Annotated in this window: 17 protein-coding genes and 4 pseudogenes; 9 read left to right on the top strand and 12 right to left on the bottom strand. The window is 61.6% G+C overall.

Features of this window, described 5'->3' with window-relative positions; all coding sequences use genetic code 11:
- Nucleotides 1–259 precede the first annotated feature (259 nt).
- The 3 genes and pseudogenes from BN2694_RS08005 to BN2694_RS18135 all read right to left on the bottom strand — a co-directional run bounded on the left by BN2694_RS08005 (nucleotide 260) and on the right by BN2694_RS18135 (nucleotide 3,242).
- Nucleotides 260–1,423: pseudogene (locus tag BN2694_RS08005) on the bottom strand (ISH3 family transposase).
- Between the two features lie 753 nt (nucleotides 1,424–2,176).
- A pseudogene (locus BN2694_RS08010) lies at nucleotides 2,177–2,338 on the bottom strand (IS6 family transposase); the annotation flags it as partial.
- Nucleotides 2,339–2,594: 256 nt separating this feature from the next.
- Nucleotides 2,595–3,242 carry a halocin C8-like domain-containing protein gene (locus BN2694_RS18135; protein ID WP_394346583.1) on the bottom strand — a complete coding sequence of 216 codons (648 nt, stop codon included), beginning with the start codon at nucleotides 3,240–3,242 and terminating at the stop codon, nucleotides 2,595–2,597.
- A gap of 559 nt (nucleotides 3,243–3,801) precedes the next feature.
- Between BN2694_RS18135 and BN2694_RS17910 the strand changes: the two genes are divergently transcribed.
- The 4 genes and pseudogenes from BN2694_RS17910 to BN2694_RS08030 all read left to right on the top strand — a co-directional run.
- The gene (locus BN2694_RS17910; RefSeq protein ID WP_280176670.1) at nucleotides 3,802–3,927 is read left to right on the top strand and encodes a hypothetical protein; all 126 of its coding nucleotides are present in this window, start codon (nucleotides 3,802–3,804) and stop codon (nucleotides 3,925–3,927) included.
- Nucleotides 3,920–4,759, top strand: a complete 840-nt coding sequence (gene proB / locus BN2694_RS08020; protein WP_135663912.1) for a glutamate 5-kinase — start codon at nucleotides 3,920–3,922, stop codon at nucleotides 4,757–4,759. Before BN2694_RS17910 ends, proB begins: the two co-directional genes overlap by 8 nt.
- Nucleotides 4,752–6,083 carry a glutamate-5-semialdehyde dehydrogenase gene (locus tag BN2694_RS08025; RefSeq protein WP_135663913.1) on the top strand — a complete coding sequence of 444 codons (1,332 nt, stop codon included), beginning with the start codon at nucleotides 4,752–4,754 and terminating at the stop codon, nucleotides 6,081–6,083. Before proB ends, BN2694_RS08025 begins: the two co-directional genes overlap by 8 nt.
- A gap of 123 nt (nucleotides 6,084–6,206) precedes the next feature.
- Nucleotides 6,207–6,392: pseudogene (locus BN2694_RS08030) on the top strand (hypothetical protein); the annotation flags it as partial.
- 101 nt (nucleotides 6,393–6,493) lie between these two features.
- Here BN2694_RS08030 and BN2694_RS08035 read toward each other — a convergent pair.
- Together BN2694_RS08035 and cofH are read right to left on the bottom strand one after the other, a co-directional pair.
- A complete protein-coding gene (locus BN2694_RS08035; RefSeq protein ID WP_135663914.1) occupies nucleotides 6,494–6,865 on the bottom strand; it encodes a GH36-type glycosyl hydrolase domain-containing protein in 372 nt (123 codons plus the stop codon).
- 169 nt (nucleotides 6,866–7,034) lie between these two features.
- Complete coding sequence (gene cofH / locus BN2694_RS08040) at nucleotides 7,035–8,381, bottom strand: 7,8-didemethyl-8-hydroxy-5-deazariboflavin synthase subunit CofH (protein WP_135663915.1); 1,347 nt, start codon at nucleotides 8,379–8,381, stop codon at nucleotides 7,035–7,037.
- 289 nt (nucleotides 8,382–8,670) lie between these two features.
- Here cofH and BN2694_RS08045 point away from each other — a divergent pair, with 289 nt between their 5' ends.
- Complete coding sequence (locus tag BN2694_RS08045; protein WP_244605426.1) at nucleotides 8,671–10,095, top strand: MATE family efflux transporter; 1,425 nt, start codon at nucleotides 8,671–8,673, stop codon at nucleotides 10,093–10,095.
- Nucleotides 10,096–10,121: 26 nt separating this feature from the next.
- Here BN2694_RS08045 and BN2694_RS08050 read toward each other — a convergent pair whose 3' ends face one another.
- The 4 genes from BN2694_RS08050 to BN2694_RS08065 all read right to left on the bottom strand — a co-directional run bounded on the left by BN2694_RS08050 (nucleotide 10,122) and on the right by BN2694_RS08065 (nucleotide 14,274).
- Complete coding sequence (locus BN2694_RS08050; protein WP_135663917.1) at nucleotides 10,122–11,147, bottom strand: sodium:calcium antiporter; 1,026 nt, start codon at nucleotides 11,145–11,147, stop codon at nucleotides 10,122–10,124.
- 39 nt (nucleotides 11,148–11,186) lie between these two features.
- Nucleotides 11,187–13,031, bottom strand: coding sequence for an NAD-binding protein (locus BN2694_RS08055; RefSeq protein WP_135665511.1), 1,845 nt, complete (start codon nucleotides 13,029–13,031; stop codon nucleotides 11,187–11,189).
- Nucleotides 13,032–13,148: 117 nt separating this feature from the next.
- Entirely contained in the window at nucleotides 13,149–14,051 is a 903-nt protein-coding gene (locus tag BN2694_RS08060) for an MBL fold metallo-hydrolase (RefSeq protein ID WP_135663918.1), read from the bottom strand.
- Between the two features lie 73 nt (nucleotides 14,052–14,124).
- Nucleotides 14,125–14,274 (bottom strand): 50S ribosomal protein L40e, encoded by a 150-nt coding sequence (locus tag BN2694_RS08065; protein ID WP_135663919.1) that lies wholly within the window; start codon nucleotides 14,272–14,274, stop codon nucleotides 14,125–14,127.
- Nucleotides 14,275–14,374: 100 nt separating this feature from the next.
- Here BN2694_RS08065 and BN2694_RS08070 point away from each other — a divergent pair, with 100 nt between their 5' ends.
- Complete coding sequence (locus BN2694_RS08070; protein ID WP_135663920.1) at nucleotides 14,375–15,421, top strand: hypothetical protein; 1,047 nt, start codon at nucleotides 14,375–14,377, stop codon at nucleotides 15,419–15,421.
- A gap of 55 nt (nucleotides 15,422–15,476) precedes the next feature.
- On the opposite strand, the gene BN2694_RS08075 is transcribed toward BN2694_RS08070, so the two are convergent.
- Nucleotides 15,477–15,977 carry a DUF367 family protein gene (locus BN2694_RS08075; RefSeq protein WP_135663921.1) on the bottom strand — a complete coding sequence of 167 codons (501 nt, stop codon included), beginning with the start codon at nucleotides 15,975–15,977 and terminating at the stop codon, nucleotides 15,477–15,479.
- A 76-nt stretch (nucleotides 15,978–16,053) separates the two neighbouring features.
- On the opposite strand from BN2694_RS08075, the gene BN2694_RS08080 reads away from it, so the two are divergent.
- Nucleotides 16,054–17,493 (top strand): redoxin domain-containing protein, encoded by a 1,440-nt coding sequence (locus BN2694_RS08080; RefSeq protein ID WP_135663922.1) that lies wholly within the window; start codon nucleotides 16,054–16,056, stop codon nucleotides 17,491–17,493.
- Between the two features lie 65 nt (nucleotides 17,494–17,558).
- Nucleotides 17,559–17,897 (top strand): nuclear transport factor 2 family protein, encoded by a 339-nt coding sequence (locus BN2694_RS08085; RefSeq protein ID WP_135663923.1) that lies wholly within the window; start codon nucleotides 17,559–17,561, stop codon nucleotides 17,895–17,897.
- A 4-nt stretch (nucleotides 17,898–17,901) separates the two neighbouring features.
- On the opposite strand, the gene BN2694_RS08090 is transcribed toward BN2694_RS08085, so the two are convergent.
- Entirely contained in the window at nucleotides 17,902–18,318 is a 417-nt protein-coding gene (locus tag BN2694_RS08090; protein ID WP_135663924.1) for a hypothetical protein, read from the bottom strand.
- 399 nt (nucleotides 18,319–18,717) lie between these two features.
- Between BN2694_RS08090 and BN2694_RS17405 the strand changes: the two genes are divergently transcribed.
- Complete coding sequence (locus BN2694_RS17405; RefSeq protein WP_210408926.1) at nucleotides 18,718–19,539, top strand: DUF4870 domain-containing protein; 822 nt, start codon at nucleotides 18,718–18,720, stop codon at nucleotides 19,537–19,539.
- A gap of 71 nt (nucleotides 19,540–19,610) precedes the next feature.
- Here the strand turns inward: BN2694_RS17405 and BN2694_RS17670 are convergent.
- A pseudogene (locus BN2694_RS17670) lies at nucleotides 19,611–20,268 on the bottom strand (Coenzyme F420 hydrogenase/dehydrogenase, beta subunit C-terminal domain).
- Nucleotides 20,269–20,327 lie beyond the last annotated feature (59 nt).

The raw sequence follows: 20,327 nt of genomic DNA on the forward strand, positions 1-20,327 counted from the left end.
ATACTTTTATCTGATATAATTCAAATCTAATGAATATAGAAATTTAGTAGATTGGACATTCAGATAAAGTATATTGAATTACAATCAGTACCTCACAAAGCATCGCCAGTTAGCCTGACCTAAGTCATCTGTTCTGCTGTGGTGAGTCGTCGGTAGCGGTTGAACAACGCTGATCGAAGACGGAGCTGTCGCTGTCGGCGGCTGACCGCCGCCGACGCGACAGCGTAGCCACTCACAAGGTGGCGTGCCCGGTCGGTAACTACCGGTGGAACTGGTCGTCAGGTGGTCTATTCGCGGGGACGGCCCGACGCACCGCGAGGGCCGTCCACGTAGCCCGTCGAACCATATTGACGAACTCCTTGTATGGCCACCACCAGAGGCGACGCCCGCCTCGGCGGGGCGTCGCCACATATTCGTAGTGGAGGTACCGCCAGACGTTCTGCAAGGGGAGACTCACCACGACGTACAGCAATCTCACTGTCGCATCTCGCGTTGTTGTCGTCGCTATCGCTTGTCCAAGCAAGCGATAGCTCGACTCGATACCGAAGCGTTTGCTGTAGTGGTATCGAGCGTCGGGGGGAGTCTTGATGAACGGCGCGTCAGCGGCGTAGCCGTGACGCGCCACACCGTGTTGGTCATACCGTCCATTCAGGTACGTACAATTGATGTAGACGAGAAACTCGACGGTCCCGCTATGACCGTCGAGTTTCCCTGTCAGGTCGTGATCGATGACGCGGCTCCACCCTTTCGAGAGTTCCTGCTGAATCGCCTCACCCCACCGGATGATCGGCATCACGTAGGCGTAGTTGTGTGCCTGTAGTAGCGTGAGACACTTGCTGTCGTAGAACCCGCGTTCGAGGTAGACGGCCTTGACCTCGGTGTCAAGGCCATCGAGAACGCCAAGAAACTCGGTTAGGACGCTGCTGGCGGTGTCGCCGTCTTCGAGACGGCGACACCGCCAGCGTATAGCGCTTGTTCGTCACACGCGCGTAGAGTGTGGCGTAAGCGTGGAACGCAGTGGTGCCACGTTTCGCTTCCGAGTGATAGAGAGCGTCTGTGTCGTCTTCGTCACCGTAGTAGGGCCGCAAGTGGAGGTCTGCGCAGACCTCCACCTGCTTGGGGAGCAGTTTGACGATATCTCGTCGAAGGCTGTTGGCGACTCGTTAGAGCCGGTCCGGCTCGAACTTCGACCGCAGGTGGTAGAGGATCGTGTTCGCCGACGGCGAGTCTTCACTGGAGTTGCATAGCGTCGAGATCGAGGTCCCGTCGGCGGTTGCGCCGACGAGGACCTCGTAGAGGCCCTCTGTATGATTTCAGCGTTGTTGGCAAGGTTCAGAGAAACTTCCTCGTCAAGTCGGTTGACGAGGAAGTTAAGGAGCTGGTCTTCGTGGATTTCACTGTCTGCTTGTTGTTTGGAGTGCACATCCTCAACAAGCCGACATTCTCATTAACCGGCTTTGTGAGGTACTGATAATTCGTTCGAACCGGAGTAAGTGTGTGCATAGCTCATTTTGGTCAATACAATGAGGAAATTTACTTTCATCAATTGCCGTGCAGCTCGATATTCAAAACGAGGAACGAACTGACGACTGCGCAGCTGCCAAGGCTCGCCCGGCGGAGATCACAGCGGAGGTTGGCAATAAGTGAAATGATGGGTTCCTAGGGACTCAGGGACATCCTCAAACACCCAGCATCTTCATAATGTTCACGCTACGTAGACAACTGCCGCTATTGTGACCGATCCGATGATGAGGCCTAGATTGCTTGTCCAAGTAGCGACCACAATCAAACTCCAGAGAGCCACAAGTAACCCTGCCTCCTTGGGCTTTCCTTATCCCCACTTTGCATATGTCGTTGTCAAACCAGCAACGACCGCAATCCCGAATAAGAGTTGCTCAATCAACAGGAAGCTCTATCCCATAGCCGACACGGAGAGTATGATAATAACTATGTCTGAAATTCTATGATTCATGATCTAGCTCCGTGGCCATATCCAGATATTTCTCCCGGTGAAATGCACATTTGCTGGTTATTAAAATATGTTAAATATGTCATGATTTTGAAATAGGTAAATTCATCTTTTCTTGGTGACTTCTTTTTTCCATGAATTAGTCAAATATCCACCAAAGTTAATACCGGCTGGGCTAAGATTGAAATATTAACGTGGGCCATCGCGTTAAGTTTGGCGTGAGTTGTGGTAGACGGCGAAGGCTTCAAGCCACTCTTGAGCTGTCTCTAGCTCGACATGGCTGAAACTATTTGCAAACGAAAAAGTACGCCGTTTTACCTCCCAAAAGACACGTTCGATGGCATTCCGATTTCCATGTGAGAGTATCTGACTCGCCCTACAACCCGTTTGACTCGTACTCCTATCCGTGCAGTTTTTGATACCCCTAGACATAATACCCGACTCCGAATATCGCACCGCCCATGAGACAAGAAGCGGCGGCAAATCCCGACTCACCAGTGAACTGGCTAGCCGGGACGTCACCCACAACGACTAAACTCCCGTAGCCCCCAACCGAAACGAGGGCGGCAACAACGAGGGCTCCGAGTATCCTTGAATTTTTTACTGACATAATCGACTATTCTCGTTAACAGAATCCTACCTTATCACAGATTTCTTGGGTCCCATAGTAACAACCAAACAACGATATTGTTCCCATAAGAGAGGCACACGCTGCCCAGCATCCGAACGCCCCCCATGGTCCACCACTGAGACAGGCAACACCGAGTTTGTTACATGTAGCCATGGTGGCCCCCAATCCGCCAGCATCGCAAACCGCATTGGTGATAACCTTGCAAGAATCGCAACTCATTCCTGCTGTATTAATCGACGAGACATTTTGGACGTCAATTCTTTCCGCCGAAAAGGCTGTATTCGAACTATTCTCGTGGGTCTCCACCGATCGACCAGTATTTGGATCGTTCCCGTAGATACCCACCGATCGACCAGTAGTCATACTGGAGATGGAAGAGGACGGAGCGGTACCAAAACCGAGCGTGGAGGCTAATCTTCTATCTCCGTTTTCATCGTCTGCGACAATCGAAAATAGTAGAGCGCCACCCCGAGGCAAATTGGTGCGATTTTGTTTCGACGTTGATCCATCACTCGGCCAAAAGGGAAGGACGACGAGACGCGGATCTCGTTCGTTCCAGCGTTTATTTTTCGTGTCGAGATCGGCGGTCATCGTTCGCTCCTTCTTTGGACTGAATCCATCGGAACTGATTGTCGCTTTCATTTCCTCAAAATATGAGCTGTCCTGAATCGCTTGCAAGTTACTCTTCGATTGGGAATCAGTCCAAGAAGGATCCTTAATGAATTTTGCTTTTGGCCCTTTCCTCCTTTTTTGTCTCTTTTCTCTTTTCCTTCCCACGTCCTTTCTCTTTGTTTGGTTTCCCGGCAACCAGACCAGTGGTGCCAAGAATAGCTGTGCCTGTACTGATTGACTTCAACACGGATCGCCGTGACTCGTTCGGATCAGTCATGATTGCGTCCAAAATGTATTTATTTAGATTATATATTATGTTTTTGAGACATATAAAAGGGAAATATTGTTTTGGATTATATTATTGATGTCGTCATTATCTCCTGGCGGTTACCGACGAGCTCTGATTTGAATGTCTCTCTGGCGCACTTCAAGCTTCGCGATAATAGATAGAGTCGAACGGTAGCGAGCACCAACAACGTACTAAACGAGAATGATATACGAAACCCACGTTGGTGATGGTTGTACTGTACCGACCGAACTCGTTACGGATCGTAGTAGGTTTGTCCGTCGCCCATTTTAACTCATTACAATGAGACACGCCACTCTGATCGATCACCAATGTGGGCGGACATCCCACACACGGGACGGCACTGACGACTGCGTAGCCGCTGAGGGCCTCTCGGCGGAGATTTCCGCGGAGGTCGGCGATGAGTGATAGCGAGGCGGTGCCCGACGACGCGGTCGAGCGAGTCCGGGAGACGGCAGCTGGGGCCGAGCGGGTCGTCGTCAAGGCAGGGACCAACTCCCTGACGGACGACGATTCCAATCTCGACGACGACAAACTCGATAAGCTCGTCGACGACGTGACCGACCTGCTCGATCGCGGCAAGGAAGTCATCCTCGTCTCCTCCGGTGCGATCGGGGCCGGACGGGGTCGGGTTGACACCGGAAGGGGGACTGTCGAGGAGTCACAGGCCCTCTCGACGGTCGGCCAGAGCCTTCTGATGCGTCGCTACACCGAGAGTTTCGAACGCCACGACCGGAAGATCGCCCAGATCCTGGTGACCCAGGCCGACCTGGACGACCCCGAGCGGTTCACCAACTTCCACAACACGATCGAGACACTGCTCGAATGGGGCGTGGTTCCGATCGTCAACGAGAACGACGCCGTCGCCATCGAGGAGATCCAGATCGGTGACAACGACATGCTTTCGTCCTCAATCGCGGTCGGCGTCGAGGCCGATCTGCTGGTGACGCTGACCGACGTCGACGGCGTCTACACCGGCAATCCGAAAGCGGACGACGACGCCCAAAAGATCGAGGCCGTCGGGCGCAACTACGGTGCTGTCCAGAAGGCTGTCGAGGCGAGTGCAACCGACGGATTCGGCGGCATCGTCACCAAGGTCGAGGGCGCGCGAACGGTCAACGAGCACGGCATCCCGGCGGTGATCGCGGGCTCGGCCGAACCTGCCGTCCTCGACCGGATCGCCCGCGCGGAACCGGTGGGCACAATATTCCTGCCTGTCAATGGGGCGTACGATGACTGACGCGAACACCGAACGCAAGGTCGAGGCCGCCGAGAAAGCGGCTCTCGAGCTTGCGAACGTCAGCGACGCCGACCGCAGTGCTGCCCTGGAAGCAATCGGTGACGCCATCGATGAACACCGCGAGTCGATCATCGCGGTCAACGACGAGGACGTCGCGGCAGCCGAGGAACTGCTCGAAGCCGGCGAGTACACCCAGGCGTTGGTCGACCGGCTGAAAGTCGACGACGCCAAGGTCGACTCGATCGTCGAGATGGTCGAGAGCGTCGCCGAGATGGACGACCCCCTCGGTGAGACGCTGGCGGCGCGACACCTCGACGACGATCTGGATCTCTACAAGGTCGCCGTCCCCATCGGTGTGATCGGGACGGTCTTCGAGTCGCGGCCGGACGCACTCGTCCAGATTGCCGCACTCGCCCTCAAGTCGGGCAACGCGGTCATTCTCAAGGGCGGCAGCGAAGCAAGCGAGTCCAACCGCGAACTGTTCGAGATCATCCGAGAAGCCGCCCAGGAAATCGAGGCAATTCCTGAAGGGTGGGTCCAGTTGATCGAGGCCCGCGAGGCCGTCGACGCCGTCCTCTCGATGGACGACCACATCGACCTGCTGATGCCCCGTGGTTCCTCGGAGTTCGTCAGCTACGTTCAGGACAACACCCAGATACCCGTCCTGGGTCACACGGAGGGCGTCTGTCACGTCTACGTCGACAGCGAAGCTGACCTTGAGGAGGCTGTCGAGGTGGCCTACGACGCGAAGGTACAGTACCCTGCCGTCTGTAACGCCGTCGAGACGCTGCTGGTCCACGAGGACGTGGCCGAGTCGTTCCTGCCCGAGATGGCCGACCGCTATGCCGAGGCTGGCGTCGAACTACGCGGCGACGAGCGAACGCGAGAGATCCTCGCCGATTCCGACCTCGATATCCTGGAGGCGACGGACGAGGACTGGCGGACCGAATACGGCGACTTGATCCTCTCGATCAAAGTCGTCGACTCCCTCGTGGACGCAATCGATCACGTCAACACGAACGGCTCGAAACACACCGAATCGATCCTGACCGAGGACGATGACAAAGCTCGGACATTCATGACCGCGATCGACGCTGCCAGCGTCTTCCACAACGCCTCGACCCGGTTCGCTGACGGATATCGCTACGGGCTGGGCGCGGAGGTCGGTATCTCGACGGGCAAGATCCACGCCCGCGGCCCCGTCGGCCTCGAAGGGCTAACGACCTACAAGTACTACCTGGAGGGGGACGGCCATCTCGTCGCGTCCTACGCCGGCGAGGATGCCCTGCCGTTCTCCCACGAAAAGTTCGACGGCGAGTGGTGAGGGCAGCGTCGATCGGCGACTCCAGTTGGTAAACCGACGGCGTTGCAGGGAGACGTACGCCTAACAGGCAGCCACCGAACCGCCGTCCAGTATGGCAGCGACGATCTGCGGGACCATTGGGGTGTGGCTCGGCGGGCGAACCCAGCGTTTGCAGTGTCCGTCGTCGCGATCCCGCTCGCGGCACTGGGTTACGCGCTGACGATCGCATCGATTCAACAGCACACCTACGTCCACGTGATAGCTGGGGTCCTCTGGACGGGCATCGACGCGTTCATCGGTGCGGTCCTCGGGCCGGTTATCGGCGGCGTTCAGGGGCTGTTTCAGCTCCTGTTGATCCTCGACATGGTGTATCTCCGGTACGGCGGGTTTCTGTTCTGAGTCGCGCGAGGACAGCCCCGGGTTCCCTCGACTCACGCCATCACGACCCGAACGTCGTGGGCCTGGTCGTCCCCGAAGGCGGGCACGACGGTGCCATCGATGGTGTCGCCGTTGACCTCGACAGTCTCGACGCTTGATTCGACACCGTCGGGGTTCTCAACGCTGATCTCGTCGGTCGTCCCACGGAACTCACGGGTCATCTCGAAGTCGTCCCAGTCGGCCGGGATCGACGGGTCGATCACGAACCCGTCGTGATCTGGTCCAACGCCGAGGATGTAACGGGTGAGCACGACGTAGTTCCAGGCCGCCGTCCCGGCCAGCCAGGAGTTCTTGGCCTCGCCGGTGGTCTGAGCGTCCGAGCCGGCGATGGTCTGGGCGTAGACGAACTGCCCGGCGATGAACATCGACTCGGCGCGCTCCTCGGGGACGTCGTGTTCGGCCGTCTGGAAAGATTCGGTGTCTGTGAGTTGTTCGCGGAGATCCGTCGGACCCTCGACGTGTGTGCCATTCCCTAGATGATATCACCCACGCGGAGGAGTTTCACCCTCTCGGGGGTGAGGCAGTCACGTCCGCTCACTCGATGAGCGGCGTCCCGTCGGCGTTTGGTCCCAGCCGCGGCCCAGGCGGATCACCGCGGACCGGTTCCCGCTGTCGGTAGTCCGTCGAACGTTCGACTGGTGTCCGTCCGATCGACCGGATTAACTCGCTGTAGTCCGCAAACGAGCGGTACTGCCCGAACTCCCCTCCGGCGCGGGCTGTGATCTCCTCGGAGAGGATCGTCCCCATGAAGTCGTCCGCGCCACAGGAAAGCAGTTTCAGCCCGAACTCGTCGCCGTACTTGACCCACGACGACTGGATGTGCTTGACGTTATCGAGAAACAGTCGCGAGACAGCAATCATCAACTCGTCTTCTACCCGAGAGGCCCCGCTGTCGACCATCCCGTTCTCGGCCAGGGGCGTGTCCGGGTGGATGAACGAGAGCGGGACGAACTCCGTGATCGCACCTGTCCGGCCTTGCAACTCGCGGACGCGTTTCAGGTGCAGCGCCCGATGGGCCTCGTTCTCGACGTGACCGTACATGATCGTCGAGGTGACGTCCAGACCGACGTCGGCGGCGGCCTCCATCGCTGCCAGCCATTCGCCGGTGTCGATCTTCGCGGGACAGATCACGTCCCGGACCTCGTCGACGAGGATCTCCGCCGCGGTGCCGGGAACGCTGTCCAACCCGGCCTCGGCGAGCCGTCGGTAAACAGTCTGATACTCCCAGTCTGTCCCGCGACGGGCATGAGCGGCTTCTTCCGGTGTCAGCGAGTGAACGTGGACGCCGTCGACGGCCATCGCCTCAATCTGCTCGACGTAGGTCCCTGGATCAGTTGTATAGGATTCGGGCGACCGGTAGTTCAGTCCATCTTTCTCGCTTGTTTCGAGGACCGCACGGTGATCGTCGTCCAGGGCGAACGCGGGGTGCAGTCCCGAAACGGAAGTCACCTCGTAGATCCCGCGCTTGAGAGCCTTGGTGACGATTTCGCGAGATTGAGCAGGAGTCTTCGTAAAGCCCGGATGATCGTCCGGACAGTCGGCCCGGAACTGTTCGGCGCTGTCCTTGAAGTTGCAGAACAGACACCCCGTGTCGCAGGCGGTCGTCACGTTGTTGTTGAGGTTGGCGACGACGGTGACGTCCTCGCCGACGACCTCCCGGCGGCGGTGATCGGCAGCCTCTAAGACCGCCTCCTTGCGTTCGGGGTCGATCCCGGGTCGTTCAGACCCCGTCGTCAAGAGTTCGATCGCGTCGGCAACCGAGAGACGGTCACCGTCTCGGGCCTTCCGGAGGGCGTTCTCGAAGTGCTGGTCGCTCTCCGGCCGGCGTTCAAAATCGAAGTCCCCACGCGGGACGTTTGCGCCGATCTTTTCGGCAGCCATCGGGTTATATCCCGGGATCAGGCATCTTAACGTCGGGGATCGCGTCGTCAAGCGCCGGTGTCGAAAACGCCGGTCTTGGACCGGTAACACAACGTTGATTTGGCGACCTCCCCTCGATCAGTCCGTGACTGACCCTCCAGCCGATGCCGACCCGTCGGTCCCCGACGATCGCGATGACGACCCGCCACCGACCGGTCCCCAGACGGAGCCAACTGGTGGGTCTGAAGGTGGGCCGGACCGAGAGGATCAGTCGGATTCCATCACCGAAGGGAGCCTGATCCGACCGCTGATGGGACTGGCCTGGCCGATTGTCGTCATCCAGCTGTTGCAGGTCACCTACAACATCGCCGACACGGTGTGGCTCGGGCGGCTCTCGGCGGACGCGGTCGGCGCGATCAGCCTCGCCTTCCCGCTGATCTTCCTGTTGATCGCCGTCGCTGGCGGCTTTACGACTGCGGGGGCGATTCTCGTCGCCCAGTACACCGGCGCGAAGGGCGAGCGCTCGGCCGGCCTCGTCACCGGCCAGACCGTTTCGTTCGTGGGACTGCTGTCGGTCGTGATCGGCGTCGTCGGGTACTTCTATACTCGTCCCGCACTCGAACTCCTCCCGAGCGATCCCGAGACATCGGCGACGGTCATCCCGCTCGCGGCCGATTACATGGAAGTCATCTTCATGGGTATTCCGCTGATGTTCGGATTCTTTATTTTCTCAGCACTCATGCGTGGCTACGGCGACACGCGAACGCCGATGTTCGTCATGGTTGTCTCGGTCGCCCTCAACGTCTTCCTGGACCCATTCTTCATCTTCGGGTTCGCCGGCAACCCACTGTTCGGGTGGCTCGGGCTCGGTGGCCTGGAGGCGTCACTTCACGCCGCGACGGGATTCTCGGGTCTCGGGATCGGCGGCGCAGCGCTGGCGACGATCCTCTCTCGTGGCGTCGGGACGGGGATCGGTCTCTGGTTGCTGTTCGGGACGTCGATCGGCCCCGCCGTCACGCTCGCGCACTTGCGCCCCGACTTCGGCGTCATCGAGGACATCGTCCGGTTGGGGACGCCAAGCATGGTCGAGCAGTCGACCAGCGCGCTGGCGATGATTACCTTGACGGCGATAATCGTCACGTTCACGCCGCCGGTCGTCGCCGCCTACGGCCTGGGCAATCGCCTGATTTCGCTGGTGTTCCTGCCGGCAATGGGACTCGGCCGGGCGATCGACACCATGGTCGGGCAAAATCTCGGCGCCGATCGCGCCGACCGCGCCTCGCGGGCGACCTGGCTGGCCGCTGGAACCGGCGCGGCAGTGATGACGGTCGTCGCGGTGATCGCCGTCCTGTTCACCGAGCCAATCGTCGCCGTGTTCATGGGCGACGTCCCAGACGCTGCCGCGACGATCGCAAACGGCGTCGAGTACGTCCGGATCCGGTCGGCCGAGTTCGCCTTTATCGGCGTCACACAGGTGATCCTCGGCGCGTTCCGCGGGGCGGGCAACACTCGAACGGCGATGATCATCTCGATTCTGACGCTGTGGATCGGGCGAGTCGGTAGCGTCGCCCTCCTGGTCTTCGTCTTCGAGTGGGGGGCGACGGGCGTCTGGGTCGGCATGGCGCTTGGCAACATCGTCGGTGCAGTCGTCGGCGTCGCGTGGTTCCTCCGGGGCACCTGGAAAGAGCGGTACATCGACGATCCGGCGATCGAACCCGAGGAGACCGCAACCTGACGCGAGGAGAATATGGACGGGGCGTCTCACGCATTCGGCAACAGATCGACCGCCACGTCGAGCGTTTCGAGAACCACCCAGCCGACGAACAGCGCGTAGATCCCCAGCAGGCCGACTGCTTCCCGCTCGGACAGCGTAAGGTCAGTTCGCATGACGGTAAAGAGCGCGATTGTCGCCGTCGTGAGCACGCCGAACATCGGGACGGCCATCGCGAAGTCGATCGTCTCCTCGCCGACCAGCAGGATACCGATCGGAATCGCCACGAGCAGGTCGAACGTATTCGATCCGAGGACGTTTGCCAGCGACGCAACCGGCCGCCGTGCGCGTGCGGCCCGGACGCTGACCAGCGAGTCCGGCAGACTGGTTGCACCGGCGACGATCGTCACGCCCAGCAAGAACTCGGGAACGCCGAAGATCATACCCAACGAGGAGACGGCCTCGACGAGGAAGTGTACGGCGAGGAGGATGACGGCCAGCCCGGCCGCCAGCCGAAGCCATTGCCGACCCGGATCGACTGCGTTCCCCGACTCGTCGTCCCCAGGCACGTGATCAGCCGTGTCTTGGTACTGGATGAAAACGTACAGGCCGTACAGTGCCAGCGGAAGCAGCGCGAGGGGCCGGGTGATCGTTCCCGAAAGGCCATCCCCGGCGGGGTAGTAGATGACGCCCAGCGCGAAGGTGATCAACAGCGCCGAGACGGCCAGCATGTAGAACTGGGCCTCCTTGTAGACGAGCGTCCGGTTGGATTCGATCGGGTCGTCGGTCAACAACCCGGCGAACCCGGGGATGACCAAGACGTTGAAGATTGCCGATCCCACGATCCCACCGACGCCGATCGCCAGCGAGCCGGCCAGACCGGCGATCACGACAGTCGCGAGTTCCGGCATGCTCGAACCGACAGCGGCAATCACGGCTCCCTGGACGACCTGCGGGAGGCCGTAATGGCTTGCCAGCCGATCGCTGGCCTCCTCGAGCCAGCCGCTACCGAACCAGATGGCTCCGGCAGCCAATACGATGATGGCGACGTCGGTGAGCAGTGTGCTAGTACTCATCGGGAGACAATCGTGGAGTGTTACGTGTTAACGAGGAAATCATTCCATCTGGCAGAAGGCCATCCCGTCATGGACCGCCTCGCTCTCGCCGAGTAAGGTCACTTTATCGCCCGCCTCGACGGTGTAGTCGGCGTTCGGAACGAACGTATCGCCGTTCTTGCTGACCAGGGCGATCAGACACGAATCGGGCAGCTCCGGCCCGATGTCGCGGATCGTCCGGCCGACGAGGTTGTCACTGGTCACTTCGATCTCCTGGACGTCGCCGACGCGGTTCACGTCGGTCATCCAGCGGGCCATCGCCGGCCGTTCGATCTGGTTGTCGATCGCCCACGCGACTGCCATCGACGAGGAGATCGTCCGGACGCCCAGATCCTCGAAAGCCTCGACGTTGTCGGGATTGTTTGCCCGGGCGATGATGTCCTCGATCTCGAAGTTGGTACTTGCGAGCTGGGCAACCAGGAGGTTGGTGTCGTCATCACCAGTCGCTGCGACGATCGTCTTCGCGTTGCTCGCGCCGGCCTCCCGTAACACGTCGGTGTCCGTCCCGTCGCCGATGATCGCGGTGAACCCGTCGTTGCGGATGGCTTCGACCTGTGTTTCGTCGTCTTCGATGATGACGACGTTCTCTCCACGCTCTTCGAGGCGGGTGGCGAGCGCACGACCGACGCGGCCGCCGCCCACGATGATGACTCGCATTGGTATCACGTCCAAGTATTCTGCGACGTAGCGTGCCAGGCCGCCTTCGACGACGGCCGTGGCGAGGATGACCAGAAAGACTGTTCCGATGAGGACGTTGGCCTCCGCGACCATGCCCTGTGACTGCAGTTCGATGGCGAACAGCGTCGCGACGGAGGCGGGAATGATCCCGCGCGGCCCGACGAAACTCATGAACGCCCGTTCGCCGAACGTAAAGCGGTTTCCAACCGTCGAAACGAACATCAAAAGAGGACGGATGAGTGCCGCAACCGCGACGGCCACGACCAGTCCAGGCACCCAGACCTCAAAGAGGACATCCAGCTCCAGGATCGCTGCCAGCGTGATGAACACGAACGACAGCACCAGCAGCGTCACGTCGCCTTTGAAGGCAGTAATGTCTTCCTCGTAGGGAATGTCCAGGTTGCCGAGGACGATCCCGGCCGTCGCGGCAGCGGCGACACCGGCTTCGCCCGAGAGATAGTTCGCCCCGGCGTAGGAGACGATCGCCCCGGCGAGCACCAGCAGCCGGGCGTTCCGCGGGGCGTCCCCCGGCGAGAGGTCGACGTATCGAAGCAAGTAGTAGACGACGGCGGCGACGACCATCCCGACGAGCAGCCCCTGGCCGAGCCGTTCGGCGAATGCACTGAGTAACTCGACGGGCGGCGCGCCACTGAGGACGATCACTTCGAAGACGACGACGGCAGTGATTGCCGCCGTCACGTCGTTGACGATCCCCTCCGTCTCCAGGGCGGTGGCGACGCGATCCCGGACCGGGACGACGTTGAGGATCGGTGCGATGACGGTCGGTCCCGTCGCCACGAGCAACGCTCCGATCAGGAACGACAGTCCCCAGGTGGTTGTCTCGAACGCGAGTTTCACGGCGACGGCCGTCCCGACCAGTGCGATCGCCGCGCCGAGGGTGACCAGCCGGAAGGTCGCAGCCGGCGCCTCACGCAACCGGTCGAGGTGAAGGTGAAAAGCCCCCTCGAAGACGATGATCGCCACCGAGAGCCCGACGATCGCCGAGAGCGGTGCCGCGCCGAAGGTTGAAAGCGAGAAGAGCCGGGAGGGCAAAACGAGCCCCGACAGCGGGCCGATCGCGAGACCAGCCGCGATGTAGAAGATGATGCTGGGAAGACGCCAGCGTGCGGCCAGCAACTGCGCGCCGACGCCCAGCGCGAAGATCATCGCGACCAGCAGGACGATTACGTCCGCGCCGCCGGCGCTCACGGAGAAACCTCCATACCGATACGCACTTTTCCTGACCCAATAAAACGAGCGATTCCGGCGGCGTCGTCGTCAGGACTACTCGTCCAGATATGTCAGTACACCGCGGACGTTCATCGCTGTCTCTCCACGCCCTTTCTCCTCGCCCCAGATCTCGGTCGCGGCAGTCTCGCCCGCGAAGTGCTCGATCACGGCATCGTCGTCTTCGAGTTCGTTCCGGGCGGCGGCGACCGCCTGGACCCAGTCGCTGAGTCGACGGGCGTATCCATCGAGCTGGTGGGTCCGCGGTGCGGGGCCGAAGTGGGAGTACAGCAGCGTCTCCGGCGCCAGATTCTGGATCGTTTCGACGTCCCGCAGCGCCTGCTCTAGGTCGAAGTCCGGCGGCGGCGATGTCGGCTCCGCCCGGTCACGGTCGGGGACGTACAGCCCTGCCGCGTCGCCGGTGAAGACGGCGTCGTTTTCGGGGTCCTCGTAGACGACCTGGTGAGGGGCGTGTCCCGGCGCGTGGTGAGCGACCAGGGCATGATCGCCGAGGTCGACCTCGTCGCCGTCGGCGATCGTCCGGACGCGATCGTCCGGGACCGGATCCGGCTCGACATAGTGGCTGATCTGGTCGCCGACGGCCTGTTTGGTTCCCTCCCAGAGCCGCCCGGGATCGACGAGGTGGGCGGCGCCGATCTCGTGGACGACGATCGTCGCGTTGGGACACGCCTCGGAGAGAAAGCCGGCCCCGCCGGCGTGATCGAGGTGGACGTGTGTCACGGCGATTACCTCGATCTCCGCGGGAGCCAGCCCCACGTCCTCTAGCGCGTCGAGGATCCGCTCGTAGTTGGTGCCGATACCGGTCTCGACGATCGTGGGTCGCTCGGCGTCGAGGACGTATACCGAGCCGTACCTCTTGACATCGTACATCCCCGTATCGACGTAGTAGAGGTCGCTACAGGTGCCGGTCGTTACTCGGATCACGTCACCGATAGCCATACCTGGAGGGCGAGGGCGGCGGAAAAAAGGGTTCCCACTCGGGATCGTTGCGGTGCACCGAGACGGAGGTGGTTCAGGCCGAGCGGGGTTCCTTGGCCTTCGGACGGAGTTTCCCGTAGCCACACTTCCGGCACTGGCTGGCGCGTTCGGGGTTGCGTGCGTTACACCGCATGCAGATCTGCTTCTCGAGGAGTCGTCCCTCGGCTTTTTCGAATCTGGCCATTGTGAGCCGGGATTACCGACGCGCGCGTTTAACTTTTCCGAGTCAGCCCGCCCTGGGATCAGCGGTCCATTGATACGTCGTCCACCCGTGGCCACGGGACATGGACTACGGTCGCATTGCTGATCTCCCGGTCTCTATCGAGTCACACGACCTGACGCTCAACGAGCGCAAGACTTCGAGTGGGTTCGAACGGGTCACGACGACGATTACGTTGCGGGGCGAGGGTACAGTCGGTCGCGGCGAGGACGTCACCTACGACGCGGAGGATCATCGGGCACTCGCGGCCAGTACGCCGCTATCGTTCGCCGGTGAGTACACGATCGACTCGTTCTCGGAGACCGTCGGTGAGATGAATCTCTTCCCCAGCGGGCCACAGCGCCCGCCGTCGCGGCGCTATCGGCGCTGGGCCCTCGAGAGCGCCGCTCTCGACCTGGCGTTGAAACAGGCCGGGACATCACTCGCCGAGGCTCTCGATCGATCGTTCGACCCCGTCCGGTACGTCGTGAGTACGCGCCTGGATGAGCCCCCCTCAACCGATCGACTGGACGCGATCCTGGAAAGTTACCCTGACGTGACATGCAAGCTAGATCCCACTGTCGAGTGGTCCCCGGAGCTGATCGAGGCAGTCGCCGAGCGCGACGCCGTCCGGACCCTCGACTTGAAAGGCCAGTACGCCCACGCCGATGTCCACCAGCCGGCGAACCCATCCCTCTACGAACGGCTCGTGAGGACCTTTCCGGGGGTGATCATCGAGGACCCGGCCGTCACCGAAGCGACCCGTCCCTTGCTGGCCGATCAGGTCGACCGCCTCGCCTGGGACGTCCCCGTGGAGGGCGTCGAATCGCTGGGTGTGTTGCCGTTCGAACCCCACTGGATCAACGTCAAGCCCTCCCGGATCGGAACGATCGAGGACCTCTGTGGCGTCGTCTCCTACTGCGAGGAGCACGGGATCGGGATGTACGGCGGTGGCCAGTTCGAACTCGACGTAGGACGCGAACAGATACAAGCGCTGGCGTCGCTTTGCTACCCCGACGCCCCAAACGACGTTGCGCCGAAGGGCTTCAACGACCCGGAGGTCGATCCCGGTCTCCCGGCGAGTCCACTCCAGCCTCCCGCAGCCGAGCCCGGATTCGGAGCGAGCGAGTGATTCCGCTGACGCCGGGATTGTGTCTCGTCTCCTCGTGATCACAAGGCTGGGTCTTTCAATCAGATTCGTCCGCGAGATAATCGTCCTGTACCGCGACGACGGCCGCCGAGTCCTTACAGGCCGCGTAGCGTTCGAGCGGTTCGGCGTTGAGCTCCAGAAAAGTATGGCCCCAGGTGAACTTCGAGAGGATCTCCTCGGCCTGCTCGCGCTCGCCGAGGATGACAAGCGCGCCCGCGAAGGCCTCGACGGTCGACAGCTGGAAGGGAGTCCCGTAATTGACGGGGTTTCCCGCCACGAGGAACGGCAGCGAGCGCTGGACGCCCGGCAGGTCGAAGGCCTCCGTCTCGGCGGTCTCCCACGAGCAGTCCAGGGCGACCAGCCGGTCGTGGTCGGCGTCGGCCGGTGAGAGCGCTTGCTCGGCGAAAGGGTTGAGGACGATCCCCGGTGGGACGGACCGGGGCGAGCGGTGTAGTCTCGCCAGGTCGAAGCGGGCAAGCTTCCGGGCCGTGCACTTTTCGGGGTCGTCGTCGCCCTCGTAGCGGACGTGTAGCTCCACGGAGAAGCATTTTCACGACGAGACAAAAGCAATACGGAGAGGCACGCTTAACACGGATGGGTCGCAACCAACGGATATGCTTCAGGTGGGCGAAAACGCGCTGACCTTCGAGTTGCCCGCCGTCCTCGAGGGGGACATCCAAACTCTCTCCCTCGAGGAGTACCTCGGCGAGCAGATCATCATCCTCGCGTTCTACCCGGGTGATTTCAACCCGGCCTGCGGCGAGGACAGCGGCCTCGACGAACTCGACCTCTTTACGATGCAACCCGACGTGACGGTAATCGGTATCGCTCCCGATACGGTCTACAGCCACCGCCGGTTTGCGGACGCCTACGACCTGGCGATCCCGCTCGCTGCGGACACCACCGGGGAGGTCGCGGCGGCCTACGAGGTCGATCACGAGGACGAGTACGGCCAGGCTATCCCCCAGCGGGCGGTGTTCGTCGTCGATCTGGACGGTGTGATCCAGTACGCCTGGTCGACGCCGGACCCGTTGAAGGTACCCGACAGCGAAGCGATTCAGCGGGCAGTCGGGGATATCGGCGGCGATGCGACGGCCGTCTCGCGGTACCGCGTCGGCCACGCCCACTACGTCGAGGGGCGACGCGGATTCACCAGCGCGATGAACGCCTTCCAGGAACACGAGTGGATGGTCGCCCGATCGGACTTCCAGCGCGCCCGCGAGGAGTTCACCACCGCAGTCGAGGGGTTCGCCACGGCGGGGCGGTTCGTCGGCCACGCCGAACTCGCCGATCACTTCGAGCGCGCTCGGCTGAAGGCCAACGCGCTCTGGCAGGCCGCCGACTGGCTCGCTGACGCGGCTGACGCCTTCTCTAGTGGCGACGGTGAGGAGGGCAACGCCTATCGCAGGGACGCTCAATCCCCCTTAGAGTCGGCCCGTGATCTGGCCGAACCGCTGGAGCCCGACGACATCACCGTCGACGGCGAGGTGTCGATCGACGCCGAGGCGCTGGCCGGAGAGGAGACCGCCTCCGCCATGGAAGCGATCCGGGCGGAGTTCGACGAAGGGGACGCGGCCGGCGGTGTGGAACTGGAACTCGGGGAAGTATCCCTGAACGACGACGAGAACGACCTCCCCAGTCACGACGGACCCGATACCGATGCGGCAAAACGGATCCGCGAGTACGCCGGCGTCGGGATGGATATCGGCGATCCCGACGGAGCCGGGGACGACCAGATCGCCGACGCGCTGGCAGATGCCGACGACGGACCCGTACCAGACGATGCGGACGCCCGCTCGGAATCGTCTCACGGCGGAAACAAAGCCGGGGCAGACGAGACGGACCCCCGCTCGTCCGCCGACGAAGCGGTATCGGATCGAGAGCAGGAGACGGCCACCGACTCTTCATCGACGCCGCAGCCGAACAACGGGGTCGACGGACCCGATGACGGATCGCCGGAAGAGGAATCCGGAGGCGGTGCGGACGTGACCGAAGCAGAGATCGAAGAGATTGCCGAGGAACTGCAGTCCCAGGCCGGCGACGGGTCCGAATAGAGCAGGGCTTCGCTCGACGGGTGCTGAGTCGCGGGATCCTTGTGTCCGGGTACCGTGGATCGACTATGGCCCCGGAAGAGCGGATGGATCGCGTGCGGACGTACTATCGAGCGCTGGACGAGCACGACTACGACTGCCTGGCGTCGCTGCTCTCTCCCACCTTCGTCCAGCGCCGGCCGGATCGAACGCTGCAGGGGCGCGACCAGTTTGTCCGGTTCATGCGCGAGGAGCGACCCGACCCCGATACCAGCCATCCGATCGACGCGATCTACTGTAGTGGCGACGGTGAACTCGCCGCCCGTGGCCGGCTCCTCCACGACGACGGCGAGGAGATCACTGCCTTCGTGGACGTCTTCGAACTCGGCGACGACGGAATCGAATCAGTGCGGACGTACACCCGGTAATCAATTAGTCCCCGTCACGTGGCCGGGTTTTGACAACTCGTTCGAGCGCGCCACGAAGCCATCGGCCTGTCTCCAGCATCCCCCAGTGGAACGCGACCATGTAGCTGACCACGAGGATGGCGGCCCGTGCGGGGAGATACAGCCACGACCAGCCCGGGACGAACACCCACCCGAAGGCAGCCGGCAGGAGGAACACTGTCACGCCCAGGAATGCGAGCGCACTGCTGAGGGACGGTCGCCGATCACGGAGTTCCATCACAGCGAGGGCGACTGCCACCACCACGGCTCCCGCCACCCCGGCATCGAGGGCCAGGCTTATCGACGCCCAGATCACGAGAAGTTTGCCGTATCCCGCCGTCTCGGCGGCGAGAAACCGGGTGATCGCGCCCGCCGTCTTCGACGCGTTCTGAAGCGACGGCACTACTACATTGTTTTCGGGTGATACTAATAGGTGTTCGGATATTGATGGTCCGCTTTCGGGCCGTCCCTTCAGTGGCCCTCGTCGTGCGGATTCAGCGTCTTGCCGTACTGTTCGAGGTGCTTGGTGTACGCGATAAATTGCGGCGCGTCCGAGTCGAGAAACCCTTGTGTACGGTCGTCGTGGTGAGGGTATGCCCGGCGACGACGGCGTTGCGTCCGTCGAGACGTAGACGGGGTGAGCTGCCGGGATCGACGTTCCGCAGATGGTCCCTTCCGGCCGTGAATCTGTCGTTTGATACGGTCAGATCCACTTCCCTTCCAAATGATATAAGAGTCACGAGCGAGATGTGCCGACAGACCACTCAAATCGAACGGCAGTGAGGTGGTTACAGGGGATACCATGACCGAAAACACCCGAGAGAATGGAGACGACGAGGCACAAGCTGGTGGGGGAGACGGAACCGTCGATTCCGCACCAAGCGAGGGACAGGCAGAGACACAGCCATCCGGTGAACAGGGGCAGTCGGAAGCACCCCGCCGTGAGGGAACGTCGGTGGACAGTCAGCAACAGGGCGGCGGCCAACAGCCTCCACAGGGTCGACAGCAACGGGGTAGCGGCCAACAGCCTCCACAGGGTCGACAGCAACGGGGTAGCGGCCACCAGTCTACCGCAGGCGGGCAGCCAGCCGGCAACTATCAGCCCAGTACCGGGACGAGTCTCGATTCGAACGTCGCGGCAGCACTGTCGTATGCCTTGATATGGCTGTCAGGCCTGGCGTTTCTTGTTATCGAAGAAGAAGACGACTTTGTCCGCTTTCACGCCGCCCAGAGTATCGTTGTCTTCGGCGGGCTGACGGTCGGTTACTTCGTTTTCTCGATGGTTTTCGTGTCGCTTCTGTTCTCGTCCGGAGCGTTCGGGCTGTTTCAGCTGATGCGGCTCCTCTGGCTCGGGGTCGTCGTGCTCTGGCTCGGATTGATGTACATGGCCTACGACGGTCGGTGGTTCCGTGTGCCGGTCGCCGCAGACATCGCCGATAACATCATCTCGGACCAGGGTCCCAGCGGCCAGCCGCGACAACCGCGTGGCCAGCACGTGGCGGGCCATCAGCAAGCCGCCGGTAACCAATCAGCCACCGATCAGCCCGCCTCACGTGGCCAGCAATCCGGACAGCGGACACAGGCCGGCGAACACGACCAGCAGCGACCGACACAGAACCAGTAACCCGCTCGTAGCCGTCGTTTTTCGTGTGATGACCGTTCGGAACCGCGACAACCGCACCCGAGTTCGTTTCCTCAATGCCCTTGTTCGTGGGAGTTCATCATCGTCTCATACTGTACGGCGTGCTCGAGATGCTCGATGAACCGCGGCGTGTCTGGGTCGAAGGGCCGCTGAAGAGCCTCGAAGACCTTCTTCTTGTCCCAGAACTGCAGGCCGCCGATCGCGGAACGGCCCTCCAGATCGTAATAGTCCAGATTGTTTTCGTCAGATTCCGGGCGTCCAGCCCGGCTTTGGTCCGGACGATGACCGACGAATAGTTGTCGCTGGACCCGACCGTGCCTACCCTCAGATCCGCACAGTAGCCGGTGAAATCCGCAGACTCGTCACAGCCCTGGATCACGTCAACCCGACTTCGTCGACGGTCTCCCAAATCTCGTTCTATTCCTCACCCCCGTATTGGGCGGGTGCGGTGGCGGACTCCATCGCCACCTCGCCGATCACCTGGGCTTGCTCGGGCGTGAGGTACCCGCCTGACACCTTTGTCCGCTTCATGAAGAAGTCGTCGTGCTCGCCGTGGGCGTACAGCCCAACCCACTTCAAGAGTTCCTACTCGCCGCCACCCACCCGGTCCTCGATCTAGTCGAAAGAGAGGCCACCCCTCGCGTACACCTGGACGCCCTCGATGACGCCCAGCGGGTGTTTCGCCTGTTTCCACTGTTCGACCGTATTCAGGGCGAACATCTCGCGTGTGAGCCACGAGATCGATAGACGAGCGGTGCGTGTTCCAAGCG

The organism is Halorhabdus rudnickae, from assembly GCF_900880625.1.
In the GTDB taxonomy this organism is placed as follows: Archaea; Halobacteriota; Halobacteria; order Halobacteriales; family Haloarculaceae; genus Halorhabdus; species Halorhabdus rudnickae.

Coding starts and splice junctions, on each gene's coding strand:
- BN2694_RS08050 (WP_135663917.1), bottom strand. CDS start 11,147: ATGAGTACTAGCACACTGCTCACCGACGTCGCCATCATCGTATTGGCT.
- BN2694_RS08055 (WP_135665511.1), bottom strand. CDS start 13,031: ATGATCTTCGCGCTGGGCGTCGGCGCGCAGTTGCTGGCCGCACGCTGG.
- BN2694_RS08035 (WP_135663914.1), bottom strand. CDS start 6,865: ATGTTCATCGCCGGGCAGTTCGTCTACGCCCAGACCATCGCCGGCTCG.
- BN2694_RS08065 (WP_135663919.1), bottom strand. CDS start 14,274: ATGGCCAGATTCGAAAAAGCCGAGGGACGACTCCTCGAGAAGCAGATC.
- BN2694_RS08085 (WP_135663923.1), top strand. CDS start 17,559: ATGGCCCCGGAAGAGCGGATGGATCGCGTGCGGACGTACTATCGAGCG.
- BN2694_RS18135 (WP_394346583.1), bottom strand. CDS start 3,242: ATGAAAGCGACAATCAGTTCCGATGGATTCAGTCCAAAGAAGGAGCGA.
- BN2694_RS17910 (WP_280176670.1), top strand. CDS start 3,802: ATGAGACACGCCACTCTGATCGATCACCAATGTGGGCGGACATCCCAC.
- cofH (WP_135663915.1), bottom strand. CDS start 8,381: ATGGCTGCCGAAAAGATCGGCGCAAACGTCCCGCGTGGGGACTTCGAT.
- BN2694_RS08060 (WP_135663918.1), bottom strand. CDS start 14,051: ATGGCTATCGGTGACGTGATCCGAGTAACGACCGGCACCTGTAGCGAC.
- BN2694_RS08070 (WP_135663920.1), top strand. CDS start 14,375: ATGGACTACGGTCGCATTGCTGATCTCCCGGTCTCTATCGAGTCACAC.
- BN2694_RS17405 (WP_210408926.1), top strand. CDS start 18,718: ATGACCGAAAACACCCGAGAGAATGGAGACGACGAGGCACAAGCTGGT.
- BN2694_RS08045 (WP_244605426.1), top strand. CDS start 8,671: ATGGGACTGGCCTGGCCGATTGTCGTCATCCAGCTGTTGCAGGTCACC.
- BN2694_RS08080 (WP_135663922.1), top strand. CDS start 16,054: ATGCTTCAGGTGGGCGAAAACGCGCTGACCTTCGAGTTGCCCGCCGTC.
- BN2694_RS08025 (WP_135663913.1), top strand. CDS start 4,752: ATGACTGACGCGAACACCGAACGCAAGGTCGAGGCCGCCGAGAAAGCG.
- proB (WP_135663912.1), top strand. CDS start 3,920: ATGAGTGATAGCGAGGCGGTGCCCGACGACGCGGTCGAGCGAGTCCGG.